We start from the raw sequence: 20,307 nt of genomic DNA on the forward strand, positions 1-20,307 counted from the left end.
ATCAGGCACTTTGCTTTTTTTGCTCTATAAAAGCGAAATAACCAGGGCCAGCCGCGACACGAACATCTTTGGCTTGAATCGGTTCATCACATTCAGAACACACCACTTTAGGGTTGATTTTCCGACCGCAGCTTTTATGGGTAAATTCAACAGGTTTGCCCAGTCCCATATCCATCCATTTATCTGCCCACTGCACCATCGAGAGAATAATTGGATAAAGATCTAAGCCCTTGTCTGTCAATTGATATTCAAAACGCTCTTGACGATCAACATACGGTACTTTAGTCAAAATCCCATGTTCAACCAAACGTTTTAAACGCTCTGAAAGTACATGACGTGTAAGTCCTAAACTACGCTGAAAATCATCAAAACGGCGTATACCCATAAATGCATTGCGTAAGATGAGCATTGTCCAACGATCACCCAACACTGAGAGCGTCCTCGCCACTGAACATGGCTGGTCGCCAATTTCGTCCCATTTCATTATTATCACCTAATCATTTTTTTAAAGTTTTATTTAAAAAGACATCTATGTCTTGAACCGTCATGTTTAGAAACTAAACAATATAAAATATACACTAAACCACCTTATCCATCAGATGCAATATTGGCACTTGGCTAAAAGTACCAATATTCGGTCATTTTACATAAATTCATCAAAACACTTTAGTTGTGAATGAATAGCCCAGCAAGGATTTGTCCTGCTTCCAGTTTGGTATTGGCTGGGATACGTACCAGACTATTTGCTTGCATTAAATTGCTCAACATATGTGATTGTTGTTTCGCCAAACTTTGGAACTTGAGTTGCCCTTGATCAAAATAAGCCTGCATTCTTAAAAAACGTTCACGCGCATCCGATTTTAAATCATGTGTCAGCACACCGCTCAACCATTGCAAGGGTTGGCGTTGGTTTTGCAAGGCATCTAACAAGGCTTTGCCATAGACTTGCATACAAACATAGACAGCAGCAGGATTACCCGGTAAACCCAATAAATAGCAATTATGGTCTTGCCGTGTGTATTCGGCAAAGAATAAGGGCTTCCCCGGTTTTTGCTTCACTTTCCAGAAGACTTGCTCAAAACCTGTTTCAAATGCACATGGGCGAACAAAATCATAATCGCCAACAGAAACACCACCTGTGGTAATGATCAGATCATATTGCTGCTTTAGGCGCTCAAAACATTGCGTTACCTCTGCAGCTGCATCTGCAATGTGCAGAATTTCCACATCTATGCCATAGTCTTGCAACCAAGCTTTCAATAGTGGCCCATTGGCATCAAAAACTTTCCCTGCCTGCAAATCTTCTGGCGTCTCCGCAACCTCATCTCCAGTAATGACCACAACCACTTTAGGTGCTTGAAAAACATCGATGCTTTGTACACCCGCCATACTGAGTGCAGCGAGTGCACCAATATTAATTCGCTGCCCAACATCCGCCAATTGCTGACCACATTGCACTTCTTCACCAACAAAACGGATATCCGCTTGCGCTGAAATATGTTCAGTCAAGCGAATGCTTTGATTGGCTTCAACGGCGACTATTTCTTGTCGAGCAACATGCGTTGTTCCCTCAGGTGTTTTCCCACCTGTGAAAATACGAATCGCTTGCCCATCTTGGAGCTGATGCTCAGACTCACTGCCTGCCTTAATTTCACCAATCACGTCATATACTGTGTCCTGAAGATTCTCAACAGAACTATTCAGGGCATAACCATCCACTGCGCTTTGCGAAAAACTTGGCAGATCGACATTGGAATTGATCGCTTTGGCTAAATAACGATTCAGTCCATTGGCTAAAAGCAGAGTCTCAACTTTTAAAGCTTTCGGTTGGGTTTGCACCAATGCTAACGCTTCATCAATACTGATCAGACCTTTTTCAGCACCACATCCTGACATTATTCATAACCTCCCGGATGTGGTAGATCACGACAGACATCAAAAATATGCACCAGCGCTGGTAAAATTGCCGCCATAGATTCACTTGCCCCACCACGACTTCCTGGTAAAGTTACTAGCAATGAGCGATCAATAAAGCCAGCAACCCCACGTGACATCGCCGCATATGGGGTTCGTTTTTGCCCAAATGAACGTGCTGCCTCCATTAGGCCATCGAGTTTGCGCTCCAATAGTGGCTCTAGGGTGTCCACGGTAATATCGCGCTTGCCAATTCCAGTTCCACCCACCGTCATAATACAAGCATAAGATTTGGTCAGTTCTAGGACTAGATCTTTGAGCTGATCAGCTTCATCTGGCAAAATTTGATAATGAATCGGATCAAAGCCCGCCTCAGTCAAGGTCTCAACCACTGACTTACCTGCAGTATCGGGTTTACGACCTGCAGCAACCGTATCTGACAGTACAATTACTGCAGCTGAAACAGGTTGACGTAAAGTACGCTTAAAGTGTGATTTACCACCTTTTTTTTTGAGCAACTTACATTGATCTAAGCATAGCTCTTCTGGCTCACAATGCGGCTTAAGCATGTCATACAGCGTTAAACCAGCTAGGCTTGCAGCTGTTAATGCTTCCATTTCCACACCAGTTGGGCCAATGGTCTCAACTGTGGTCAGAATCACCACATGATCATCATGTAGATCATAATCAACATCGGCGCGGTAGATCGGTAATGGATGACAGAGTGGAATCAGCTCGTCCGTACGTTTAGCGGCTAAAATTCCCGCAATACGTGCAGTTTTTAAAGCATCACCTTTTTCGGTATTACCGTCTCGCAGTAACTGAATGCAATGTGCGGGTGCATGTAAAATCGCTTGCGCTTCTGCAACACGATAACTCTCGGGTTTCATCCCAACATTTTTCATTTTAACTTCCTGACGCTTTATTCGTGTGTATGCTCATGTTCACAATGTTGATGATGGTGGTCATGTTTATGAGAGTGGGAATGAACAGCCTGCTCAGTCTGATCTTTACGAATACAGCAGCCCTCGACATATTGACTGGTTCCATCCATAAAAAACTCTTCTTTCCAAATCGGTACCTCGTGCTTAACGCGCTCGACTGCCTCTTCACACGCTTGAAATGCTTCACGGCGATGGGCTGCATAAGCAATGGCAATAATCGCAGTTTCACTGACATCCAAATAGCCAATCCGATGCATCACCCGAACATAGGAGACTTGATATTTCTCTTTGATTTCCTGTTCGATTGCACGAATCATTTTTTCTGCAACAGGCGTATAAGAAGTATATTTTAAGGCTTTAACTGCTTTACCTTCGTGATGGTTACGTACCGTACCAATAAATATATCAATGCCACCACATTCAGGAAATGACTGAATTGGATCAAAGCTGTCTAGGCTTAAAGCCTGATCTTGGACGCGGGCAAATTCACGCATGTTTAACCTCCCGCCACTGGCGACAACAAGACTAATGTACAGGATGTATCTAATGCGGTTTGACGTGTCACGATATCCTCACCAATCGCACAGGCACATTTTTCCATGGCTGTACTGGCATCTGGATACAAGCTTGTAATGTGTGACAATACATCTTTAACCATTTGATCTTCTGCAAACTCAAATGCCAGCGCTTTGGGTAATAACCGTTCAATTGCGCCAAAGGCTTCTATTTTTATCTCAATGGTTTGCATATCTTCTCCAGACCACTTTCTTTCCTAACCACCGAGCATGTGCATGCTAATTTTACGTGCCTGCTGATGTTGTATTGCATGATAACCCTGCGCTTTATTCCAAATATAAGGCTTAATTTTTTGATCAAGTTGATGACATGCTAACAGTTTGAGTTCAGCTTTTTGTTTGATCACCTGCTGTAGATCAGGTTTTATATTTAAGCCTTGTCTTGCAAACAAACAATTATATAACTCGCCTTGAGCTGTCAATCGAATTCGGTCACAGTCACCACAAAATGAATGGGTAATTGTTGAAATAATACCGAGCTGATATTGATCATCAAGCTGATAGAGGCGCGCGGGTTCATGCTGCTGTGCTAAGACCTGAATCTCATAATGCGGCGCGAGTTGCTTTAAAATTTCCGCTTCACTCACTACGGCTTGATCCGTCCAATGCTGATCACCATCCAGCGGCATGAACTCGATAAACCGCAATGGGATCTGCTGTTGTTTGGCCCATTTCACCATCGCCACAATTTGGTCATCATTCTGACCTTGCATCAGTACACAATTAATTTTGAATGGCAGGCCAACTTCTCTTGCAGCTTCAATACCAGCTAATACTGGTGCAAGCTCTTTTTTTGTGAGTTGTTTAAATTGAAGCGGATCAAGGCTATCTAGACTGATATTAAGATCGTCCAAACCTGCCTGCTTCAATGACTCAGCATACTTCACCAAATAATGCCCATTGGTTGTGATTGAAATACGTTTTAGCCCAAAAGCTCTTAAACTTTGCAAATCTCGGATAAAATGCACCACACCTTGACGCATCAAAGGTTCACCACCCGTAATACGGATATTCTCAATGCCTTGTCCAACCATGTATTGACAGAAAATAAAGAGTGCCTCGAAACTGAGTAAATCTTGTTTTTTCATCCATTCGGGGTGTTCAGGCATACAGTAAATGCATTTGAAATTGCAACGGTCTGTCACGGAAATCCGTAACTTACGCTTAATACGACCATACTGATCTTGTAAGATCGGTATGCTCGTGTCGTCTATTTCATGCTTCATCATATGCACTCATATTGTGAATCTTTGAACTGGGTTTAGCACAAGTTCTGTGCATCCTTGTTTTACGCATCACAGTGAATTGTTTTTATTACAGCAATAATTATTCCAGTTTTACCCTATCAGCATTGCCTATGCTGCTTATTCATTCAAACCAGCAACTCTTTCAATCTATAAACAAAAATAGGCTTTGTCCTGAGTATTTTTGTTCAAATTATTTTGCACCATTCCACAGCATGTTTTATTTCCTATGCAAGAAGATGGTGCAAATACATCATAAAATCAACTCTTCTATCGTCTAAGTATTTAAACGCTCTAAACGAACGGGTACATATTTATGATATGGCGTCTTAGACAATGGATCACAATGCTGAGCAGAAGTTAAACGATTCAGCTGAGGCCCTATTGGCTCACCACCACGGTAACGTAAGCCATAACCATGGGGTAATGACACTACACCCTTGCGCATTCCTTCATCGAGCTCAACCATGACCTGAATTTCCCCATGTTCAGAAATACACTGCAGCAGATGACCAGTTTCAACGCCAAAACTCAACGCATCATCGGGATTCATCCTCAAGCGGCCTTCAGCATCGACTTTACGCCATGCAGGGTCACGATAAATTTGGTTGGCGTTATAACTTCGGCGTTCACCTGCAAGCAAAATAAAGGGATATGCATCGGTCAAGTCCAAGGACTGTTGTCTTAACTGTGCCAATTCGATAAACATCTCTGGAATCGCTAAGCGAATTTTTTTGTCTTTATAAGCCAGCAAATCCCATACATCTGCATAGTCATGTTGAGACAATACAACTCCAGAACGTTGCTGCAAAATGGTTTGGAATAATTTCACCCCCAGATTGAAGCGATTGCCTTCATAGCCTGCTTGCTTCACAGCTTTATAATAGCGAGTCGCATATTGCATACACAATGGAAGTAACAATGCCGTAGAAGCTGCTTCATTGGCTAAGGTCTTGCCTAAAGTGCGATACACAATCGATGCTGCAAATGGAGTCAACTTTTTGTTTCTCGCAAAATTCGCAGCAAGTGCACCAAAGTAAGCAAGATATGAGGTATTGGCCGAATCTTTTTCCGCAATTTTACTCAGGATAGGAAATTGTTTCGGTATCATATGCATAGCTTCAAGCAAGCGCGTGTAGATCTCAGCCTCAGGCAAACTATTCCCTTGAGCTTTAAATAATGGATGACGTAAATGGAAACCATTTTTAGGAAATTCCAAATTAAACCCTGTGAATTCCCACTTTTCAAATTGACTATGCGCAGGTAAAACATAATGCGCTAATCGTGCTGTTTCAGTCATTGCTACATCCACAACCACCAATAACTCAAGTGACTGGAATGCTTGCTCGTATGCGGCTGTATCTGGATAAGTCAGTAAAGGATTACAGCTATCTACAAATACCGCACGAACACGCTTTTCTCCTGCCTTTAAGATTTCATCAGGCAAAATATTGGGTGGGAAAAAGCCAGAAATCGGGAACATTTTATGGTAAACCGTACGACGATATTTTGGATTCCGCTCATCGGTATTGGTCAAAATCGGGATAAACATAGTATGCAGGTTATTGCTACCTTGTTTGCCAAAATGACCTGCCAATAAATACAAAAGCTTTTCAAGATAACCATTCAAGGTGGTGTTCAAGGTATGTTGAATGCCTAAGTCGATCCGTACACACCCCCGCTTTGCGCGAGAAAAACCACGTACCACCTGATAAATCAATTCCACCGGAACATCTGCTTTCTGAATGTATTCTTCAATCGAAATTGCAAGAAATGCCTGTTTAACCTGATCAAGACCATGCGTGTGTTGCTGGATGAATTGATGATCATATAACTCTTCTCGCAACATGATCGCGATCATTGCTGACATCAGATAAGCATCGGTTCCAGGTTTTAATTGCACATGAATATCAGCTTGTTTCGCGGTTTCCGTCACCCGTGGGTCAAAAACCACCATTGTACGATTTGGATCTTTTTTGATATGTTTTAAGGTATCTCTTGCATTTGGAATACCATGCGCCTGAAAGGGATTGGTTCCGATAAACAGTACATAATCTGCATGCTCAACGTCTTCGGTGGTATGACAAGCCTGACTGCCGAACAAACGTCCATTGACCCAGAAATCACCCGTTTTTTCTTGAGCCAATGAATTGTAGGAATAGAAACTTTTCATCGCATAGAGCAATTGACGACCATACGCTGCACCTAAATGATTACCCTGCCCAGCACCACCTACTGATGCAAATGCAGTTCCACCATGCGTATCACGAATTTGTAGCAACTGTTGAGCAATTTCCTGAATTGCTTGATCCCAACTGATCTCTTGATATGAACCATCCGTCTGACGTTTTAACGGTGAAGTTAAACGATCAGCATGTTGTTGATAATGCTGTAAACGTGCGGCTTTTTGGCAAATATAACCTTGAGAAAAAGGATGCTGATCATCACCTTTAATTTTCTTGAACTGGTTATCTTCAATTTCTACACTAAGTCCGCAATTACGTGAACATAAAATGCAAGCGGTTACATCCTGTTTGGTTGCTGTAGCAGTCGTCATTTTTTATCCCCTTATTATGTTATGAGTATTGACCCATTAAACAGATTTGTCCTGCCGAGCCCACAACCCGAACATCGCTTGGTGTTGGTTTGGTACTGATCTCAACTTGATTATGTTGTGACGGCAATTTCACTGGCTTTAAAAAGCGAACATCAATTTGCTGTATTGTCTCAGGCAATAATTCATAACTACGCGCAAACACACCAAATCCATGTAATACCTTTTGACCAAAGCTTGAAAGTTTTGCCAAAGGACCGACCCAATGGATTGGATTAAAATCACCTGTCAATAATGCGAATTTAAAACCATCATCTGCTGTCGCAGACCATTCACCCAAACTTTGCCATGTTTTATGTTCTGTTGTTTCTGTACGCTTGGTTTTCTCAAAATGAGGCAGAATAAATGCCATGTGCAGCACGGTCTCAACTAACTCAGGTTGTGCAATCGTACCCGTAGTGATTTGCACAGAAATACGTGCTAGACCATTTCGTTCATCTACATTTGCAATTTTAGCTTGGATAAGCAGCTTTTGGTCTCGTGGAAGCTTGCCATGAACCTTAAGGCTTACGCCTTGATTAATAACTTGGCTCAATGGATAGTTGGTTTGTAACAGCAAACGTGTTGCAAAGGAAAGTCCCCATTGCGACACCATATGTGGCGGAATAGAAGTTTGATATTTACTGACTTCTGCACCACTCCAGCGTACATAGTGGTCTATCAATTCAAGGCTTGGGGGATTGATCACTTCATTAATTGGTGCTAACGACTGCCAATCGGTCTGCTGCGTTTGCTGATGCTTTTTGAGGCTACGCAAACCAATTTTTCCAAGACCTGCCAAAGTTGCCTGATGTTCAAATAAAACGTGCAAGGGTATTTGCTGGTAACGAATGCCAAACATATGAAACTCCTGTTCCTTTATTTTTCTCACTTTCCAAACCATAGTGGGGTAAATTTCAGCCCTGATCGAACACACCTGATATGGTGAAAGCTTAATCAAGTTCCAAAATAGAACTCATTTTAATAAAGGTCAAGTGCACTCATCATAAATTTAAAAATGAAATGTTAAGAGTAGTTTTGATGCTGAAACTGTAGCAAAATTTGGTCAAGACACGCCAATGGGACGGATGGGACAGCACAGCGAAGTTGCACCTGCATATTTATTTTTAGCTTTTGATGATGCCAGTTACATCACAGGGCAAGTGATTCATGTCAATGGTGGTGAAATCGTCAATGGATAAGTGAAAAAAGCCTCCAAAAGGAGGTTTTTTTATCTTGATTAGAACTGACTAAGATGATGAATTTTTTAAATAAGGAAATAGTAATTCAACGTATTTCTGGGTACTCCACAACCCTATGCTTTTATGATGAGATTCGGGCGCCAAGAACGGAATTAACTGACATAACTTCAATGCGAAATTATCGGTTTGATTAATCTTTAGCTGTAAATATTCCAGTTCACCGTCTGAAATATAGCTAAAGAGAAAGTCATGCAAAGGCTGATCTTTATTTTTATTATGATGATAAGGAGCAACGGTTGCCGAGTACTGGTCGCCAGCAATCCAATCATAAATAATCTGTCTTTCTGCGGGAGTAAACACACCGTACATCTTCCCATCTTCATGACTAATCATTCGCCAGAACATACTTTGTTCAGGATCAAGATTAAATTTAATCCATTTTTTCTCAACCAGTTGCTCAATAAAATCACTCATTTCCTGTGGATTTGCTAACCACTGATTAATAGACTTACATCCGATCAATTGCTTCTGGTTATGCACTGATTGGCCGATCATCGCCTTACGCTTTAAAATTTTATGAACGAAACTTTCCAGATCAAGATTTTGAATAACCTGTGAGGATAAAATTCCATGCTGATTTAAAGCATAGCCACGTTTCACTTTATCCATAAAAATTGTTTTATCTTTATATTTTTTATATACATTTTCTAATACCTTCAAAGACTTATGCGCATGACCATTGGCTAGATTATCAATCGTAATATGCAAGTTAAAATATTTGGCATCAATACCTAACTCTTTGAGTTCATAATTGGTAATTAAAAGATGTAAAGGGAGTTGTTCGTATCCTAGATTGAAGCCAATAATCTCTGGGATAAATTCAGGGGGCGCATATCCGAAAGCCAATTGAATGGCGGCGTGATGGTAATATTCATCATCAAGAAAAAATTCAAAATCATCTAAACCTAGATTGCGAAGCAAATCATCATATATACATACATGATTGGATTTTGCTTGCCCTAGCCCTAGTTCTTCCAAATAAATCACAATAAGGTCATGAAAAGTCGGATCATTCCAATAATTGACGATGCTGTATAGCCAAGCACCGTCTACCTTTTTGGTCGGTGCGACTTTCACTAAAAAATCAAAAGCCTGTCCTATATTTTTAAAGTATTGACGTTCTTCTCCAGACTTCCGATGAGATAAATATTCTTGATAGCTTTGACATACTTTTCTATTTTCAGATTGATACCAATCTTTTATTTCCTCAGCATTATTGGGTATATATGATTTTTTTAAGTTTACAATTTCTAATTCATGAATTAATAAATTAACGGCTTGCTTTTCTTTTTCAAAATTAGATATATCTCCATCTAGAAAAAAACTAACTAACTCGTAATAGTTTTTATGATGATCCTGTAATAAATCAAGCAATCTTTTTTACAACGACTGGCATTTTCATTCTCCGAATCGAAAATATAAGATCACATTACGTTGTTCATCCCTGACTCCTGCTTTAATTTTGTTAATTCTGGTTAATATTGCAACAGCACTATTTAAAATACGATCTATATCAACACCCTGTGATTGATGAATTTTTACATTCTAATGTTTTGAATTATTTATTTAAAAATAAATCATAAAAATACATAAAACTAGACTAAATCAAAGTTAAATATTGCAACATGTAATCCATATATAAAGTTATATTAATACTGTTTTAAATTTAAAAAAATAAAAAAAGCTAAACCATTAAAATACCATAATTTATCAAAATTAACTGCATTACATTTAAATACAATGAAACAGGCTGACACTATTTTAAAATTAAAAACATGTTTTAATTAAATCATCTGATTTACTCAGATAAAATCTAAAACCAAATGAGGTGTACGATCATGAGTAATACAAATAATCAACGCAATGAAGAGCGTAATAATCCACAGCAACAGCAGCAAAACCAAAACAATGACAACCGTCAACAGCAGCAACAACAGCAAAATGACAATCGTCAACAACAGGGATCTCATCAAAAAGATGAGAATCGCCAAGGATCAAACCAAAATAATCAACAGAAATAACTTCTGATTATTTTTTGATCCATAGATATTTAGGAGAATAATAAAAATATTCTCCTAAATTTTATCTAATCTGCAAAGTTAGCTGGAGAATTATTATGACAAATCCGAATTTAACCAATACCAATAATCAAAGTTCACGCGTAAATATCGACCCCAATGATCATTGGCGTTCAAGTTATGCGACGCGCCCTTATTATCAAGAAGCTTCACTCGATACACCAGATCTTGACTATGACCGAGATTTTTCCAAAGCTTATGAGCTTGGTAGTCGCGCACGTGCTGAGCATGACCGCAATACCCAATTTGAGGATGTTGAAGGAAACCTCAAAGAATCATGGGAAGAACTAAAAGCTGAATCAAGATTGAAATGGGAACAAGCCAAGCAAGCCATCAAAGATGCTTGGGATAGAATATAAAATCACTTAGGCTACAAAAAATGAGCTTATTGGAAACATAAGCTCATTTTTATTGGGTAAAATATATACACTTACTAATGATAAGAATGAGTATCTAATTAATGGATTTAATGGGTGTTTTCCTCCACGACACAACTTGGAATCTTGTTCTGGAAATTATCATTCGCTGTTGTGTAATGTTCCTTCTAATCTTAGTTTTTCTCAAACTTTCAGGTAAGCGTGGAATTAGACAATTATCTATCTTTGAAGTTGCCATCATCCTTAGTCTAGGTAGTGCGGCTGGTGATCCGATGTTTATTGACGATGCACCGATTGCTCAAGCATTTGTAGTTATGTGCACAATCATTATTCTCTATCGCTTTGTCACTTGGACGATGATGAAGAGTAAAAAGATTGAAATTCTTCTTGAAGGAAAGCCCCTATGCATCGTGGAGGATGGGTTATTAGTGATACAAGACATGCAAAAGGAAAAATACTCACATGATGAGTTCTTTGCTGAAATGCGTCAGAAAAGTGTAGAACACTTGGGACAAGTCAAAGTTGCTTTACTGGAAACCGATGGCTGCCTAAGTATTCTTTTTTATGCCAACGAAGATACCAAATGGGGATTACCCTTATTCCCTCAACATTATAAAAAGGCAGATAAAATAAATACTCAACGCTATTATTCTTGCATGTATTGTGGCTTGACCCAACATTTGCTTCACTTAGAGCAAGAATGTACACGTTGCAACAGCAAGGATTGGGCTGAGTCGTTGCTAACACCACATATCAGCTAAATCTCACTTGATATACTCAACCCTTCTCAATGTTAAGTGCCAATTCTAAAAGTTTTTCCAGTCCGTGGATGTGTAAATGTTAAGTCCTCATTGAGTTGAATCACCGTATCTCTAATGACTACTTTAGACAATGGTGACCATGCTAAGTTACCGACCACTAAATCTGCAGCAGGTTCCATTTCATAAATTTGCTCGACAATAATTTTATCGCCTGTCTCACTGCTAGCATCAACTTCTTTTAGCATATATTGCTTTACCATTTCCAAACCCCTTCGATATAACTTAGTCAAGTTTGAGTAAAATTTAATATGTTAGACGGACTACTTATCCTTGAAATATGAAACAATTGCATCACCGTTATTTTTTGATCTATTCACAATGTTTCCCACATCATCATAGTGATAGTCAGGCACAATCACCTTACTGTTTAAGTTAGATGTTTTTTTACTCTTGGATATTGTGACTTTCTCAATAAAACTGGCAAGCCATAGAATATATTCGGTTCTATTTTTACTTTTAGGTAAAATACTAATATCCAAACTTAATGGCAAATCTTTGGAATTCATGAGTAGATCTTCAAAATTTATATAGTTATAAAGTATCTTAAAATCTGTTTCTTTTATTTCAATCCGCAGCTCAATCATTAAATTATTTAGATCTTCTAAAGGTTCATCTACAAAGCCTTTTGAATCTTTAACATTCAAATATATTTTTTCTGCTAATTTTAAATATTGAGGCATGAGATTATTCCTTTATTTTTTCTATTATGCGAGTTTGCTCTATTTACAGTAATCAATTGTTAATATTGTTTTGACTTATGCTACTAAAATAAAAATTCGTATACATAAAAATTACAGGATAAGTGCCAAACCTATCACTATCGATAAATAATGTATAACTCATCACATAAAAGCAAAATCTAGCCTTACATTTATTTTTCCCAAAACGCCTGAAAAAGTTGAAGTTATTGCTCAAACTTCAACTTTTTCCTATAGATTTATTATATTGAGTATGAACAGCTAAGGGGTTTGCTGCGAGGTGGCGCTGCCCGTATGAGCATCTGATGTACCATCTTGATTTGTTACAGGTGCTGAAGCATCATGCAGCATATCATCGTGTAGCTGATTACTATTTGGCACAGGTTCAGTTTCCATCGAATGTGGTGTGGTTGTTTCCTGTCGAAGCGCTGAATTATCTGCTGTTTTGTTCTTTTCACATGCTGCAAGTGTGAAAACAAAACTTAATGCGATACTTTTCACAAGTAAATTCTTCATTTTCATTACCTCTCGCTTGTTTAAGATTTCACTAAAATAGATAGAAAATTATTCACCATCAAAATGATGATTTGATGAGATTTCATCACTATTTCTTCGATTATCTCCAAATATTCCTTTAGTTATACTGTATGACTACGGGGTAATATAAAAGAAGCTTGTAACCAAGCTTCTTTTCTCAAGTCTATTTCAGGTACTTACTCAGCACCTTTTTCCCCTTAACTTCATCACTCAGGTTAATATCCTCATCTCGTTTCTCACCTGATAATTTGGTCTTATCTTTATGAGACTTATAATAGCAGCCTAAAGCAACACCTGTTCCTAAAGTAATGATTGTCTTCAACATGTCATACCTCATTAATCTATTTCAAAAACCATATACTGACTTTTTTTCATGTAACTTTCCCTCCTATTTATTTTAACTTTCTTAAAGAATGAAATTTTATGTAATTAAATCAAAAACTCCAATACAACAAAAATAAAGTAACAGCCTTAAAAACAAGGATTTATATTTTTAAATAAAATATTAATAAAACATCTAGAAACAAGTTTAATTTAAAAAGATTTTGTATTAATCAAAACATTGAGACTAAAATTTATTAAATTTTAATTAAAATAAAATCTAGAATCATAGGTTTTGTTAGGTGTTTCAAATATCACTCTGCACCGCTAAATATCAATTTAAAAAATCGAGGTGAATTTCCCCCTCAGTTTATTTGCTTTCACCCCAAAACTCCTTATAGAAAAATAAATATTTCATCTATTATTTACTGATTAATACCGAAAAACCATACAGACCATTTTCATTTATAGACATATAAAATAACAGCAAATATTCCTTGCATAAAAAACCCTATTCTTTTAAGAATAGGGTTCTAAGCCTTACCAATGCTGATCTCTATTTGCTCTGCTTACTATTTCTATTCCAAGCATCACGTGAAGCATGTTTTGCTTCTTCCCAAGATAAGCGTGATTCAGCTTTGGCCTGTTCCCAGTTAGTTCTTAACTCTGGTTCAACCTCCTCAAACGCCACATCTGGATCATAACCATAACGTTTTTCGTAACCCACTCGATAGGCATCTCGATAATCCCGATCATAATCTAGATTCGGATATTTGGCGTTTGCTTCATTATAATAAGACTGATTCAGATAGTTTTCGCGCCAGTAGGCATCTTCGATCGTAGGATCTATGGCTTCTCCTACAGCTTTTCCAGCCAAACCTCCTACAACTGCGCCTACAGCACCACCCACTAAAGTCCCTACTGGACCGCCAACACTCCCTATGACAGCACCTGTTGCTGCACCACCCGCAGCTCCAATCCCAGTCCCAACTGGATGTGAACCAGGCTCACCTGTAATCGGATCGGCATTTAGGTCTTCTTTTACTTCATCTGGCGCATTTCTAATACGTTCACGATCATAATCATCTTGGTTTATCATCTTTATTCTCCTTTAAGAAAATAATTCACTCAAAACAAAACTCTCAACTGGAATTTGAATAAATGAATTGTTTGTACTTTCACCATAAGCGAGTTATTTGTTAAAAACAGTGATAAGAATTTTCTTTAAGTTAATGTTTATCACTTATGGTAAATAGAGAAACATCTTGAAATAGGATGACATTGTTAAATGATTAAACTCAAAAAACCCTCATATTGAGGGTTTAAGGATTCCATACACTTCTATTATTTTAACTCAGACTATCTTTGTCTTTATTTAAATATTTTATATATTCTGCGTGGTATTTCTGAGCTAAGTCTTTTTTCTGCTGCTCAGGCAAAATTTTCCCTGCTTGTTGAAAAAAGCGATGCTCTTCTTCCTCTAGATGATGATGAACGACATGAGATAATTTTTTAGCAATCGCAAGCCAGCCAGTATGACTGAATTCAGTTTCTGTCAGCTTTTCCAGCAGTTCATCCATTTCATGATGCTCTGATAAAGCATGACGGGTAATATTCAATCCTGCATCTGACATCATTAGTGGAATGTATAAATATCGATCTTCTGCCACAGCATGTGCAAAAAGTTCATTTTTCAGAAGCTCAAAAAGTTCTCTTCTTTCTTCACTATCACCTGATGTTCTAGTTAACTTTTCAGAAAAATTTCTTTGTTTTTCATGACTTTCACGTAAAACTTCAAATATTGTCAATGCATTCTCGCTTGTTGGCATATCCTACACCTTAATTTGAAAGACGTTTTGTTGTTCTAATTAACACGAATTTAAATCAGTCATATTGAAATTCTTTATAAATTTCAAATGCCTTTAATTTCATCAGCGAAATCATCACTTCTAAAGTAAGAAATAATTCTTTCCCCGCTATGCTCATTTCTTATGTCCAAAATAACATTTGGATCACTTTGAAAAGTAAATTCTGGTGGGATATCTTTATGTATCGGTGGTAGACGTTTCACACCGCCTTCTGTAATTTTTTCAATAAACCCCGCAAGCCATAGAACAAACTCATCCTTGTGCTTATAGCTTGGAATAAGACTAATATCCAGACTGATACGACCATCTTTTGCGGGTTCTTTAAAGCCATCGACAAAATCGATATAGTTGTAAACCAACTTTAAATCCGTATCGATTAACTCTTTACGAATCTGCTTGATGATGAGATTTAAACAGTCTTGTTTATCAATCATAAACTGATCATTTTGCTGAAATTTTCTATAAATATTCTCAGCAATTTTCAGATATTGAGGCATTTTTTCGATCCCCTCAAGTGATGTACTTAGTTTTATTATGAAATGGAAATTATTCTTATTTGTAATGATTCACTTTAAACTTGTAAATAGTATGATCATTATGCAACTTTTTAACATTTCGTAATAATAGCCTCTCCCCCGCTTGGCTTATAAACTTCAGATTCCGTGCGCGAAAGGCAACAGAAAGTACACCTAAGATTTCATGTATAAAACAATCATTTATTCAAAGTCAATTTAAATTACATCAGCTCATAGTTTTAACAATTAAATAAATAAATTTAGTTAAATCTTACATTTAAAGCGCTTAACTTAAAAGAATACTTATTACTTCAAGAATGAGAGAAATGGCTTATCAAAATGATATTCAAACCCTCACAGCGATTGCTGAGGCTTTTCGCGAAGCATTGGATCATGTCACCCATGGCTTTATTACAGGTGTATTCAGCAAGTTTCCAAAAGAATGCGGTGCCGATGCCTGTGATCTATTGCAGTATTACTTGCTGAATGTTCATGCTATTAAATCGGACTATCGAGTTGGAAAGGTTCAAATTTCACCTCAAGCACCCGAAATTGCGCACTGCTATCTGCTCGTGAATGGCATCATTATTGATATTACTGCTGATCAATTTCATCAAGAGTGGTTTCCCAAAGTAATTGTTTGTGAAAGTAGTGAATATCCACTGATTCCTTATTTTAAATATGTCCGCAGCAAGTCTGGTCAAACCTTGCTTCCATTAAATGATTATTTGCGATCTATCTATGGGCAAGTGATAAAAATTTTACAGGCTAAAGTGTGAGAAACAGTACATCCAAGTGCCAAATTACTTTAGGCTGTACCTCGTTAAGTATTCACTTTCTTTAAATTTTTTGAGTACGCTTATGCAGTCAGAACAGATCCAACAACTTGTAGCAGCATATCCAATTGTTAAAGACCTGATTGAGCTCAAAGAGACAGTTTGGTTTAACCCTAATTTCACCACGCTAGATGAAGGTTTACCTTATGTTGGGCTTAATCAATCAGATATTGATGATGCCCGGGATCGCTTAGCACGTTTTGCACCTTACTTGATGGCTGTCTTTCCTGAAACGCTTGCGACGAAAGGTATTATCGAATCTGAGCTGATCGATATCCTGAATATGCAACAGCATCTTGAGGCTCACTTTAATCAAAAAATAGCTGGAAAGCTATGGCTCAAAAAAGACAGTCATCTACCCATCTCTGGATCGATTAAGGCACGTGGTGGTATCTATGAAGTGCTTTATCGAGCGGAGCAACTTGCTATACAAGCTGAACTGCTCAGCGTTCAAGATGATTACACCAAGCTAAACAGCCCTGAATTTAGAGGTTTTTTTGGTCAATATAGTATTGCCGTCGGTTCAACAGGTAATCTCGGACTCTCCATTGGCATTATGAGCGCAAAATTAGGCTTTGATGTGACAGTACATATGTCAGCAGATGCCCGCCAATGGAAAAAGGACAAGTTACGTTCACATGGTGTAAATGTCATTGAATATGATCAAGATTATGGCGTAGCTGTAGAGCAAGGCCGAAAAGCAGCATCAGAAAATCCAAATTGTTTTTTTATTGATGATGAAAATTCTCGCACTCTATTTCTAGGATATTCAGTCGCAGGTGAACGCATAAAACAACAATTAAAACAAAAAGAGATTGTTGTTGATCAAGATCATCCTCTATTTGTTTACTTGCCTTGTGGCGTTGGTGGCGGCCCAGGTGGTGTTGCATTTGGCTTAAAAATGGCACTGGGCGATCATGTGCATTGTATTTTTGCCGAACCCACTCATTCCCCATGTATGTTACTCGGCGTATCCACTGGTTTACATGATGAAATTTCCGTTCAGGATATTGGTATTGACAATATCACTGCTGCTGATGGTTTAGCCGTGGGTCGTGCCTCTGGTTTTGTTGGTCGAGCCATGCAACGGCTGTTAGATGGCTTTTATACGCTTGATGATCAGAGCATGTATCGCTTGCTCGGAATGCTCAACCAGTCTGAAAACTTGAAACTTGAACCTTCCGCACTTGCAGGTATGTTGGGTCCGATTTTAGTCAACAGAAATCAACGCTATGCGGCTTTACATCAATTTACTGAGCAGCAATTACAAAATGCCAATCACATCGTTTGGGCAACAGGCGGTGGCATGGTTCCTAAACAGGAAATGGAAAATTATCTGGCAAAAGCATGAGTATGTTTTAGTTAGCAACATAGAAACAGAGAGGTTCCGTCTTCTCTGTTTTCATTTGTGCTAAACCAGTATTTCCTCTCTTTTCTCAAGCTGCTGATTCATGCCTTTCACATGTTCAACGAAATGATGCATATTGGTTGCCCATGTGTTCGTATCACGATGCGCAATAAGATAGGTATTGATCTGAGCTGTAGCTGAGCCAATGGGATGAATCTTCACACTTTGAGCAAAATGGGATTGCTGTACATAGCTCATTGGCAAAATTGCAAGGCCAACATCTAAACTGACACAGCTAGTAATACCATCCAAACTGCCCATTTCAATCACATTGGCTGCGGGTAAATGATGTGCAGATAAAAACTGATCAATGGCTTTGCGGTAGCTGCAGCCCTGCTTAAAGGCAATGAATTTCTTTTGAATCAAATATTCATTTGTAAGTTGTGCTGGCGCATGCTTGGAAGAAATCAGCACCAATTGCTCGGTCCAGACATGTAAATTAAACATCCCGTCAATCGGTGCATGATGTGCTACAAATGCACAATCCAGCTTGGATGCATGGACTAAATCAATTAAATCTCGTGTGGGTGCTGTCGATAATGCAAAAGGAAAGCCTGGACTGTGCTGTTGTAAATCGCGAAACAATGATGGCAGTCGTACGGCTGCCGTGGTCTCCATACTTCCGATTTCCAAAGGGAGATTGACTGCGAGATGACGATCGGAAAAACTATCCAAGATCTCTTTTTGTAGATGCAGCATTTTTTCAGCATAACCATACAGCTGCTGCCCAGCTCTGGTGGGTTGGATGGGGCTCTGACGATGTAGAAGTTCTACATTCAATTCTGTTTCCAGTTTTTTGATATGACTGGTGACATTGGATTGTACGGTATAGAGTGTTTTTGCCGCCTCGGAAAAACTTCCTAACTTCACCACCATCATAAAAATTTCTAAAGATTTAATCTGCATCGCCATCACTATTAGAGATAATTCGTATCAATTCAAATCATTTTACATGATTAATAGCGCTTGTTTAAATAGACATTCATATCTCAACACCCAAAGATGGTTTAAACAATGTCTGGTACTAAGTTGCTATTTTTAATCTGTATTTTGAGTTTCTTTAGCTATGGACTTTATTTACTTGATTACAAATTTCTTGCCAAGGCTCCACCTCTAGAACACATGCGTCATAGCGACTAAGGTTTGGAATAAACACGTCATGACAGAACTAGGAAAAAACAGCAGCAGCTCACTACAATCAGCAAGCTGTGCCGCACTGATTATGGCAATTGGTATGGGTTTCGGGCGCTTTGCTTTTACGGCAGTTTACCCACATATGATTGATGAAGGCATCATCAATTTACAGCATGCCAGCTTAGCTGCTTCAGCGAACTATGCAGGCTATTTATTTGGGGCTTTATTTGCGATCAAGATTAAATCCCAGCAGAGTTATCTCGGTAGCATTATTGCCACTTTGGGTACGGTAGTTTGTCTGATCCTACTCAGCTGTATTGACACGATTGGCCTGATCATCTTGATTCGTGGTTTGGCTGGGGTTTTTAGTGCTTTCGCCATGGTATCCGCCTCATTATGGTTGCTCGAACAGCAGAAACAAACACATCAAGCCCCTATTTTGTATGCAGGAGTTGGTCTCGGGATTGCCCTCTCTGCCGAGCTTTTGGTTTTTGGCACACATCTGAGTTGGCACAGCAAAATACTGTGGTTATTGCTCGGTCTATCAAGTCTGGTCTTTAGCTGTATTGCAATGTTTGGTTTATCACAGGCTCAACAACCTAACGCTGTTTCAACTCAGCAGATCTTGAGTACAAATCGCAAAGCTCCCCATGCCTACGCCCTAATTCTGATTTATGCCTTGGCTGGTTTTGGCTACATCATTACCGCAACCTATTTACCTTTGCTGGTCAAACAGGCCTTACCGAATATTGATGCAGCACAGATCTGGGCGATCTTCGGCTTGGGTGCGATCCCTTCCTGTTTTTTTTGGCATTATCTCCATGACAGACTTGGGACTCGAATCGCTTTAGCTTCTAATCTGGGAGTACAGGCTGTCGGCGTTGTATTACCCATCATGCTGCCAACCGCGTTGGGTTATCTGTTGAGCGCATTACTGGTGGGTGGAACCTTTATGGGAACTGTGACCATTGCTATGCCTGTGGCGCAGCGAATCGCTCGTCAAAGCAAAAGTAATTTAATTGCCATTATGACCGTCGTCTATGGCCTCGGTCAGATCATCGGGCCAATCACAGCAAATGCCCTATTTACAATCTATCATACACTCAACAGTTCACTGATAACCGCAGCGACTGCATTATTGATTGCAACACTGATTAGCCTTAAATCAGTTAAGTAGATCCA

Annotated in this window: 23 protein-coding genes and 1 pseudogene; 7 read left to right on the forward strand and 17 right to left on the reverse strand. The window is 38.8% G+C overall.

Annotated features, from left to right (window positions below):
- Position 1: 1 nt before the first annotated feature.
- The 8 genes from A7P55_RS16860 to A7P55_RS16895 all read right to left on the reverse strand — a co-directional run bounded on the left by A7P55_RS16860 (position 2) and on the right by A7P55_RS16895 (position 8,132).
- Positions 2-484 (reverse strand): helix-turn-helix domain-containing protein, encoded by a 483-nt coding sequence (locus tag A7P55_RS16860; protein ID WP_004807462.1) that lies wholly within the window; start codon positions 482-484, stop codon positions 2-4.
- A 182-nt stretch (positions 485-666) separates the two neighbouring features.
- Entirely contained in the window at positions 667-1,896 is a 1,230-nt protein-coding gene (locus A7P55_RS16865) for a molybdopterin molybdotransferase MoeA (RefSeq protein WP_171552999.1), read from the reverse strand.
- Complete coding sequence (moaCB, locus tag A7P55_RS16870) at positions 1,896-2,819, reverse strand: bifunctional molybdenum cofactor biosynthesis protein MoaC/MoaB (protein ID WP_005188992.1); 924 nt, start codon at positions 2,817-2,819, stop codon at positions 1,896-1,898. The genes A7P55_RS16865 and moaCB overlap by 1 nt, the downstream gene beginning before the upstream one ends.
- A 17-nt stretch (positions 2,820-2,836) precedes the next feature.
- On the reverse strand, positions 2,837-3,352 hold the full coding sequence (locus A7P55_RS16875) for a molybdenum cofactor biosynthesis protein MoaE (RefSeq protein WP_171553000.1): 516 nt from the start codon (positions 3,350-3,352) through the stop codon (positions 2,837-2,839).
- A 2-nt stretch (positions 3,353-3,354) separates the two neighbouring features.
- The gene (locus A7P55_RS16880; RefSeq protein ID WP_171553001.1) at positions 3,355-3,606 is read right to left on the reverse strand and encodes a MoaD/ThiS family protein; all 252 of its coding nucleotides are present in this window, start codon (positions 3,604-3,606) and stop codon (positions 3,355-3,357) included.
- 24 nt (positions 3,607-3,630) lie between these two features.
- A complete protein-coding gene (moaA, locus tag A7P55_RS16885; RefSeq protein ID WP_171553002.1) occupies positions 3,631-4,662 on the reverse strand; it encodes a GTP 3',8-cyclase MoaA in 1,032 nt (343 codons plus the stop codon).
- Positions 4,663-4,954: 292 nt separating this feature from the next.
- Positions 4,955-7,234 carry a molybdopterin-dependent oxidoreductase gene (locus tag A7P55_RS16890; RefSeq protein WP_171553003.1) on the reverse strand — a complete coding sequence of 760 codons (2,280 nt, stop codon included), beginning with the start codon at positions 7,232-7,234 and terminating at the stop codon, positions 4,955-4,957.
- Positions 7,235-7,253: 19 nt separating this feature from the next.
- Positions 7,254-8,132, reverse strand: a complete 879-nt coding sequence (locus A7P55_RS16895) for a MaoC/PaaZ C-terminal domain-containing protein (RefSeq protein WP_171553004.1) — start codon at positions 8,130-8,132, stop codon at positions 7,254-7,256.
- Between the two features lie 169 nt (positions 8,133-8,301).
- On the opposite strand from A7P55_RS16895, the pseudogene A7P55_RS16900 reads away from it, so the two are divergent.
- A pseudogene (locus tag A7P55_RS16900) lies at positions 8,302-8,472 on the forward strand (SDR family oxidoreductase); the annotation flags it as partial.
- A gap of 48 nt (positions 8,473-8,520) precedes the next feature.
- On the opposite strand, the gene A7P55_RS16905 reads toward A7P55_RS16900, so the two are convergent.
- The gene (locus A7P55_RS16905; RefSeq protein WP_171553005.1) at positions 8,521-9,906 is read right to left on the reverse strand and encodes an iron-containing redox enzyme family protein; all 1,386 of its coding nucleotides are present in this window, start codon (positions 9,904-9,906) and stop codon (positions 8,521-8,523) included.
- A gap of 464 nt (positions 9,907-10,370) precedes the next feature.
- Between A7P55_RS16905 and A7P55_RS16910 the strand changes: the two genes are divergently transcribed.
- The 3 genes from A7P55_RS16910 (at position 10,371) to A7P55_RS16920 (ending at position 11,748) form a co-directional block, all read left to right on the forward strand.
- Complete coding sequence (locus tag A7P55_RS16910; protein ID WP_171553006.1) at positions 10,371-10,553, forward strand: hypothetical protein; 183 nt, start codon at positions 10,371-10,373, stop codon at positions 10,551-10,553.
- Between the two features lie 95 nt (positions 10,554-10,648).
- A complete protein-coding gene (locus A7P55_RS16915; RefSeq protein WP_171553007.1) occupies positions 10,649-10,969 on the forward strand; it encodes a hypothetical protein in 321 nt (106 codons plus the stop codon).
- A 101-nt stretch (positions 10,970-11,070) separates the two neighbouring features.
- Positions 11,071-11,748 carry a DUF421 domain-containing protein gene (locus A7P55_RS16920; protein WP_171553008.1) on the forward strand — a complete coding sequence of 226 codons (678 nt, stop codon included), beginning with the start codon at positions 11,071-11,073 and terminating at the stop codon, positions 11,746-11,748.
- Positions 11,749-11,780: 32 nt separating this feature from the next.
- On the opposite strand, the gene A7P55_RS16925 is transcribed toward A7P55_RS16920, so the two are convergent.
- The 7 genes from A7P55_RS16925 to A7P55_RS16955 all read right to left on the reverse strand — a co-directional run bounded on the left by A7P55_RS16925 (position 11,781) and on the right by A7P55_RS16955 (position 15,729).
- The gene (locus A7P55_RS16925; RefSeq protein WP_171553009.1) at positions 11,781-12,008 is read right to left on the reverse strand and encodes a hypothetical protein; all 228 of its coding nucleotides are present in this window, start codon (positions 12,006-12,008) and stop codon (positions 11,781-11,783) included.
- Positions 12,009-12,068: 60 nt separating this feature from the next.
- Positions 12,069-12,488 carry a hypothetical protein gene (locus A7P55_RS16930; RefSeq protein ID WP_171553010.1) on the reverse strand — a complete coding sequence of 140 codons (420 nt, stop codon included), beginning with the start codon at positions 12,486-12,488 and terminating at the stop codon, positions 12,069-12,071.
- A 279-nt stretch (positions 12,489-12,767) separates the two neighbouring features.
- Positions 12,768-13,022 (reverse strand): hypothetical protein, encoded by a 255-nt coding sequence (locus tag A7P55_RS16935; protein WP_171553011.1) that lies wholly within the window; start codon positions 13,020-13,022, stop codon positions 12,768-12,770.
- A 184-nt stretch (positions 13,023-13,206) separates the two neighbouring features.
- Complete coding sequence (locus A7P55_RS16940) at positions 13,207-13,368, reverse strand: hypothetical protein (protein WP_005293645.1); 162 nt, start codon at positions 13,366-13,368, stop codon at positions 13,207-13,209.
- A gap of 552 nt (positions 13,369-13,920) precedes the next feature.
- Positions 13,921-14,463, reverse strand: coding sequence for a glycine zipper domain-containing protein (locus A7P55_RS16945; protein WP_171553012.1), 543 nt, complete (start codon positions 14,461-14,463; stop codon positions 13,921-13,923).
- Positions 14,464-14,713: 250 nt separating this feature from the next.
- Positions 14,714-15,193: a hemerythrin domain-containing protein gene (locus A7P55_RS16950; protein WP_171553013.1), complete on the reverse strand. Its 480-nt coding sequence runs from the start codon at positions 15,191-15,193 to the stop codon at positions 14,714-14,716.
- An 83-nt stretch (positions 15,194-15,276) separates the two neighbouring features.
- Entirely contained in the window at positions 15,277-15,729 is a 453-nt protein-coding gene (locus A7P55_RS16955) for a hypothetical protein (protein ID WP_171553014.1), read from the reverse strand.
- 344 nt (positions 15,730-16,073) lie between these two features.
- Here A7P55_RS16955 and A7P55_RS16960 point away from each other — a divergent pair, with 344 nt between their 5' ends.
- Positions 16,074-16,526 carry a hypothetical protein gene (locus A7P55_RS16960; RefSeq protein WP_171553015.1) on the forward strand — a complete coding sequence of 151 codons (453 nt, stop codon included), beginning with the start codon at positions 16,074-16,076 and terminating at the stop codon, positions 16,524-16,526.
- Positions 16,527-16,608: 82 nt separating this feature from the next.
- On the forward strand, positions 16,609-17,934 hold the full coding sequence (locus A7P55_RS16965) for a D-serine ammonia-lyase (RefSeq protein ID WP_171553016.1): 1,326 nt from the start codon (positions 16,609-16,611) through the stop codon (positions 17,932-17,934).
- Positions 17,935-17,994: 60 nt separating this feature from the next.
- Here the strand turns inward: A7P55_RS16965 and A7P55_RS16970 are convergent, their stop codons facing one another.
- Entirely contained in the window at positions 17,995-18,903 is a 909-nt protein-coding gene (locus tag A7P55_RS16970; RefSeq protein ID WP_171553017.1) for a LysR family transcriptional regulator, read from the reverse strand.
- Between the two features lie 247 nt (positions 18,904-19,150).
- On the opposite strand from A7P55_RS16970, the gene A7P55_RS16975 reads away from it, so the two are divergent.
- Positions 19,151-20,302: a YbfB/YjiJ family MFS transporter gene (locus tag A7P55_RS16975; RefSeq protein ID WP_171553018.1), complete on the forward strand. Its 1,152-nt coding sequence runs from the start codon at positions 19,151-19,153 to the stop codon at positions 20,300-20,302.
- Positions 20,303-20,307: the final 5 nt, after the last annotated feature.

Source organism: Acinetobacter sp. Ac_5812 (assembly GCF_013072695.1).
Classification (GTDB): domain Bacteria; phylum Pseudomonadota; class Gammaproteobacteria; order Pseudomonadales; family Moraxellaceae; genus Acinetobacter.

What these genes read in the sequence shown, in the direction of transcription:
- A7P55_RS16865 (WP_171552999.1), bottom strand. Translation starts at nt 1,896, where the DNA reads ATGTCAGGATGTGGTGCTGAAAAAGGTCTGATCAGTATTGATGAAGCG.
- A7P55_RS16960 (WP_171553015.1), top strand. Translation starts at nt 16,074, where the DNA reads ATGGCTTATCAAAATGATATTCAAACCCTCACAGCGATTGCTGAGGCT.
- A7P55_RS16930 (WP_171553010.1), bottom strand. Translation starts at nt 12,488, where the DNA reads ATGCCTCAATATTTAAAATTAGCAGAAAAAATATATTTGAATGTTAAA.
- A7P55_RS16935 (WP_171553011.1), bottom strand. Translation starts at nt 13,022, where the DNA reads ATGAAGAATTTACTTGTGAAAAGTATCGCATTAAGTTTTGTTTTCACA.
- A7P55_RS16925 (WP_171553009.1), bottom strand. Translation starts at nt 12,008, where the DNA reads ATGGTAAAGCAATATATGCTAAAAGAAGTTGATGCTAGCAGTGAGACA.
- A7P55_RS16975 (WP_171553018.1), top strand. Translation starts at nt 19,151, where the DNA reads ATGACAGAACTAGGAAAAAACAGCAGCAGCTCACTACAATCAGCAAGC.
- A7P55_RS16880 (WP_171553001.1), bottom strand. Translation starts at nt 3,606, where the DNA reads ATGCAAACCATTGAGATAAAAATAGAAGCCTTTGGCGCAATTGAACGG.
- A7P55_RS16910 (WP_171553006.1), top strand. Translation starts at nt 10,371, where the DNA reads ATGAGTAATACAAATAATCAACGCAATGAAGAGCGTAATAATCCACAG.
- A7P55_RS16955 (WP_171553014.1), bottom strand. Translation starts at nt 15,729, where the DNA reads ATGCCTCAATATCTGAAAATTGCTGAGAATATTTATAGAAAATTTCAG.
- A7P55_RS16860 (WP_004807462.1), bottom strand. Translation starts at nt 484, where the DNA reads ATGAAATGGGACGAAATTGGCGACCAGCCATGTTCAGTGGCGAGGACG.
- A7P55_RS16895 (WP_171553004.1), bottom strand. Translation starts at nt 8,132, where the DNA reads ATGTTTGGCATTCGTTACCAGCAAATACCCTTGCACGTTTTATTTGAA.
- A7P55_RS16915 (WP_171553007.1), top strand. Translation starts at nt 10,649, where the DNA reads ATGACAAATCCGAATTTAACCAATACCAATAATCAAAGTTCACGCGTA.
- A7P55_RS16920 (WP_171553008.1), top strand. Translation starts at nt 11,071, where the DNA reads ATGGATTTAATGGGTGTTTTCCTCCACGACACAACTTGGAATCTTGTT.
- moaA (WP_171553002.1), bottom strand. Translation starts at nt 4,662, where the DNA reads ATGATGAAGCATGAAATAGACGACACGAGCATACCGATCTTACAAGAT.
- A7P55_RS16940 (WP_005293645.1), bottom strand. Translation starts at nt 13,368, where the DNA reads ATGTTGAAGACAATCATTACTTTAGGAACAGGTGTTGCTTTAGGCTGC.
- A7P55_RS16875 (WP_171553000.1), bottom strand. Translation starts at nt 3,352, where the DNA reads ATGCGTGAATTTGCCCGCGTCCAAGATCAGGCTTTAAGCCTAGACAGC.
- A7P55_RS16945 (WP_171553012.1), bottom strand. Translation starts at nt 14,463, where the DNA reads ATGATAAACCAAGATGATTATGATCGTGAACGTATTAGAAATGCGCCA.
- A7P55_RS16890 (WP_171553003.1), bottom strand. Translation starts at nt 7,234, where the DNA reads ATGACGACTGCTACAGCAACCAAACAGGATGTAACCGCTTGCATTTTA.
- moaCB (WP_005188992.1), bottom strand. Translation starts at nt 2,819, where the DNA reads ATGAAAAATGTTGGGATGAAACCCGAGAGTTATCGTGTTGCAGAAGCG.
- A7P55_RS16965 (WP_171553016.1), top strand. Translation starts at nt 16,609, where the DNA reads ATGCAGTCAGAACAGATCCAACAACTTGTAGCAGCATATCCAATTGTT.
- A7P55_RS16950 (WP_171553013.1), bottom strand. Translation starts at nt 15,193, where the DNA reads ATGCCAACAAGCGAGAATGCATTGACAATATTTGAAGTTTTACGTGAA.
- A7P55_RS16970 (WP_171553017.1), bottom strand. Translation starts at nt 18,903, where the DNA reads ATGGCGATGCAGATTAAATCTTTAGAAATTTTTATGATGGTGGTGAAG.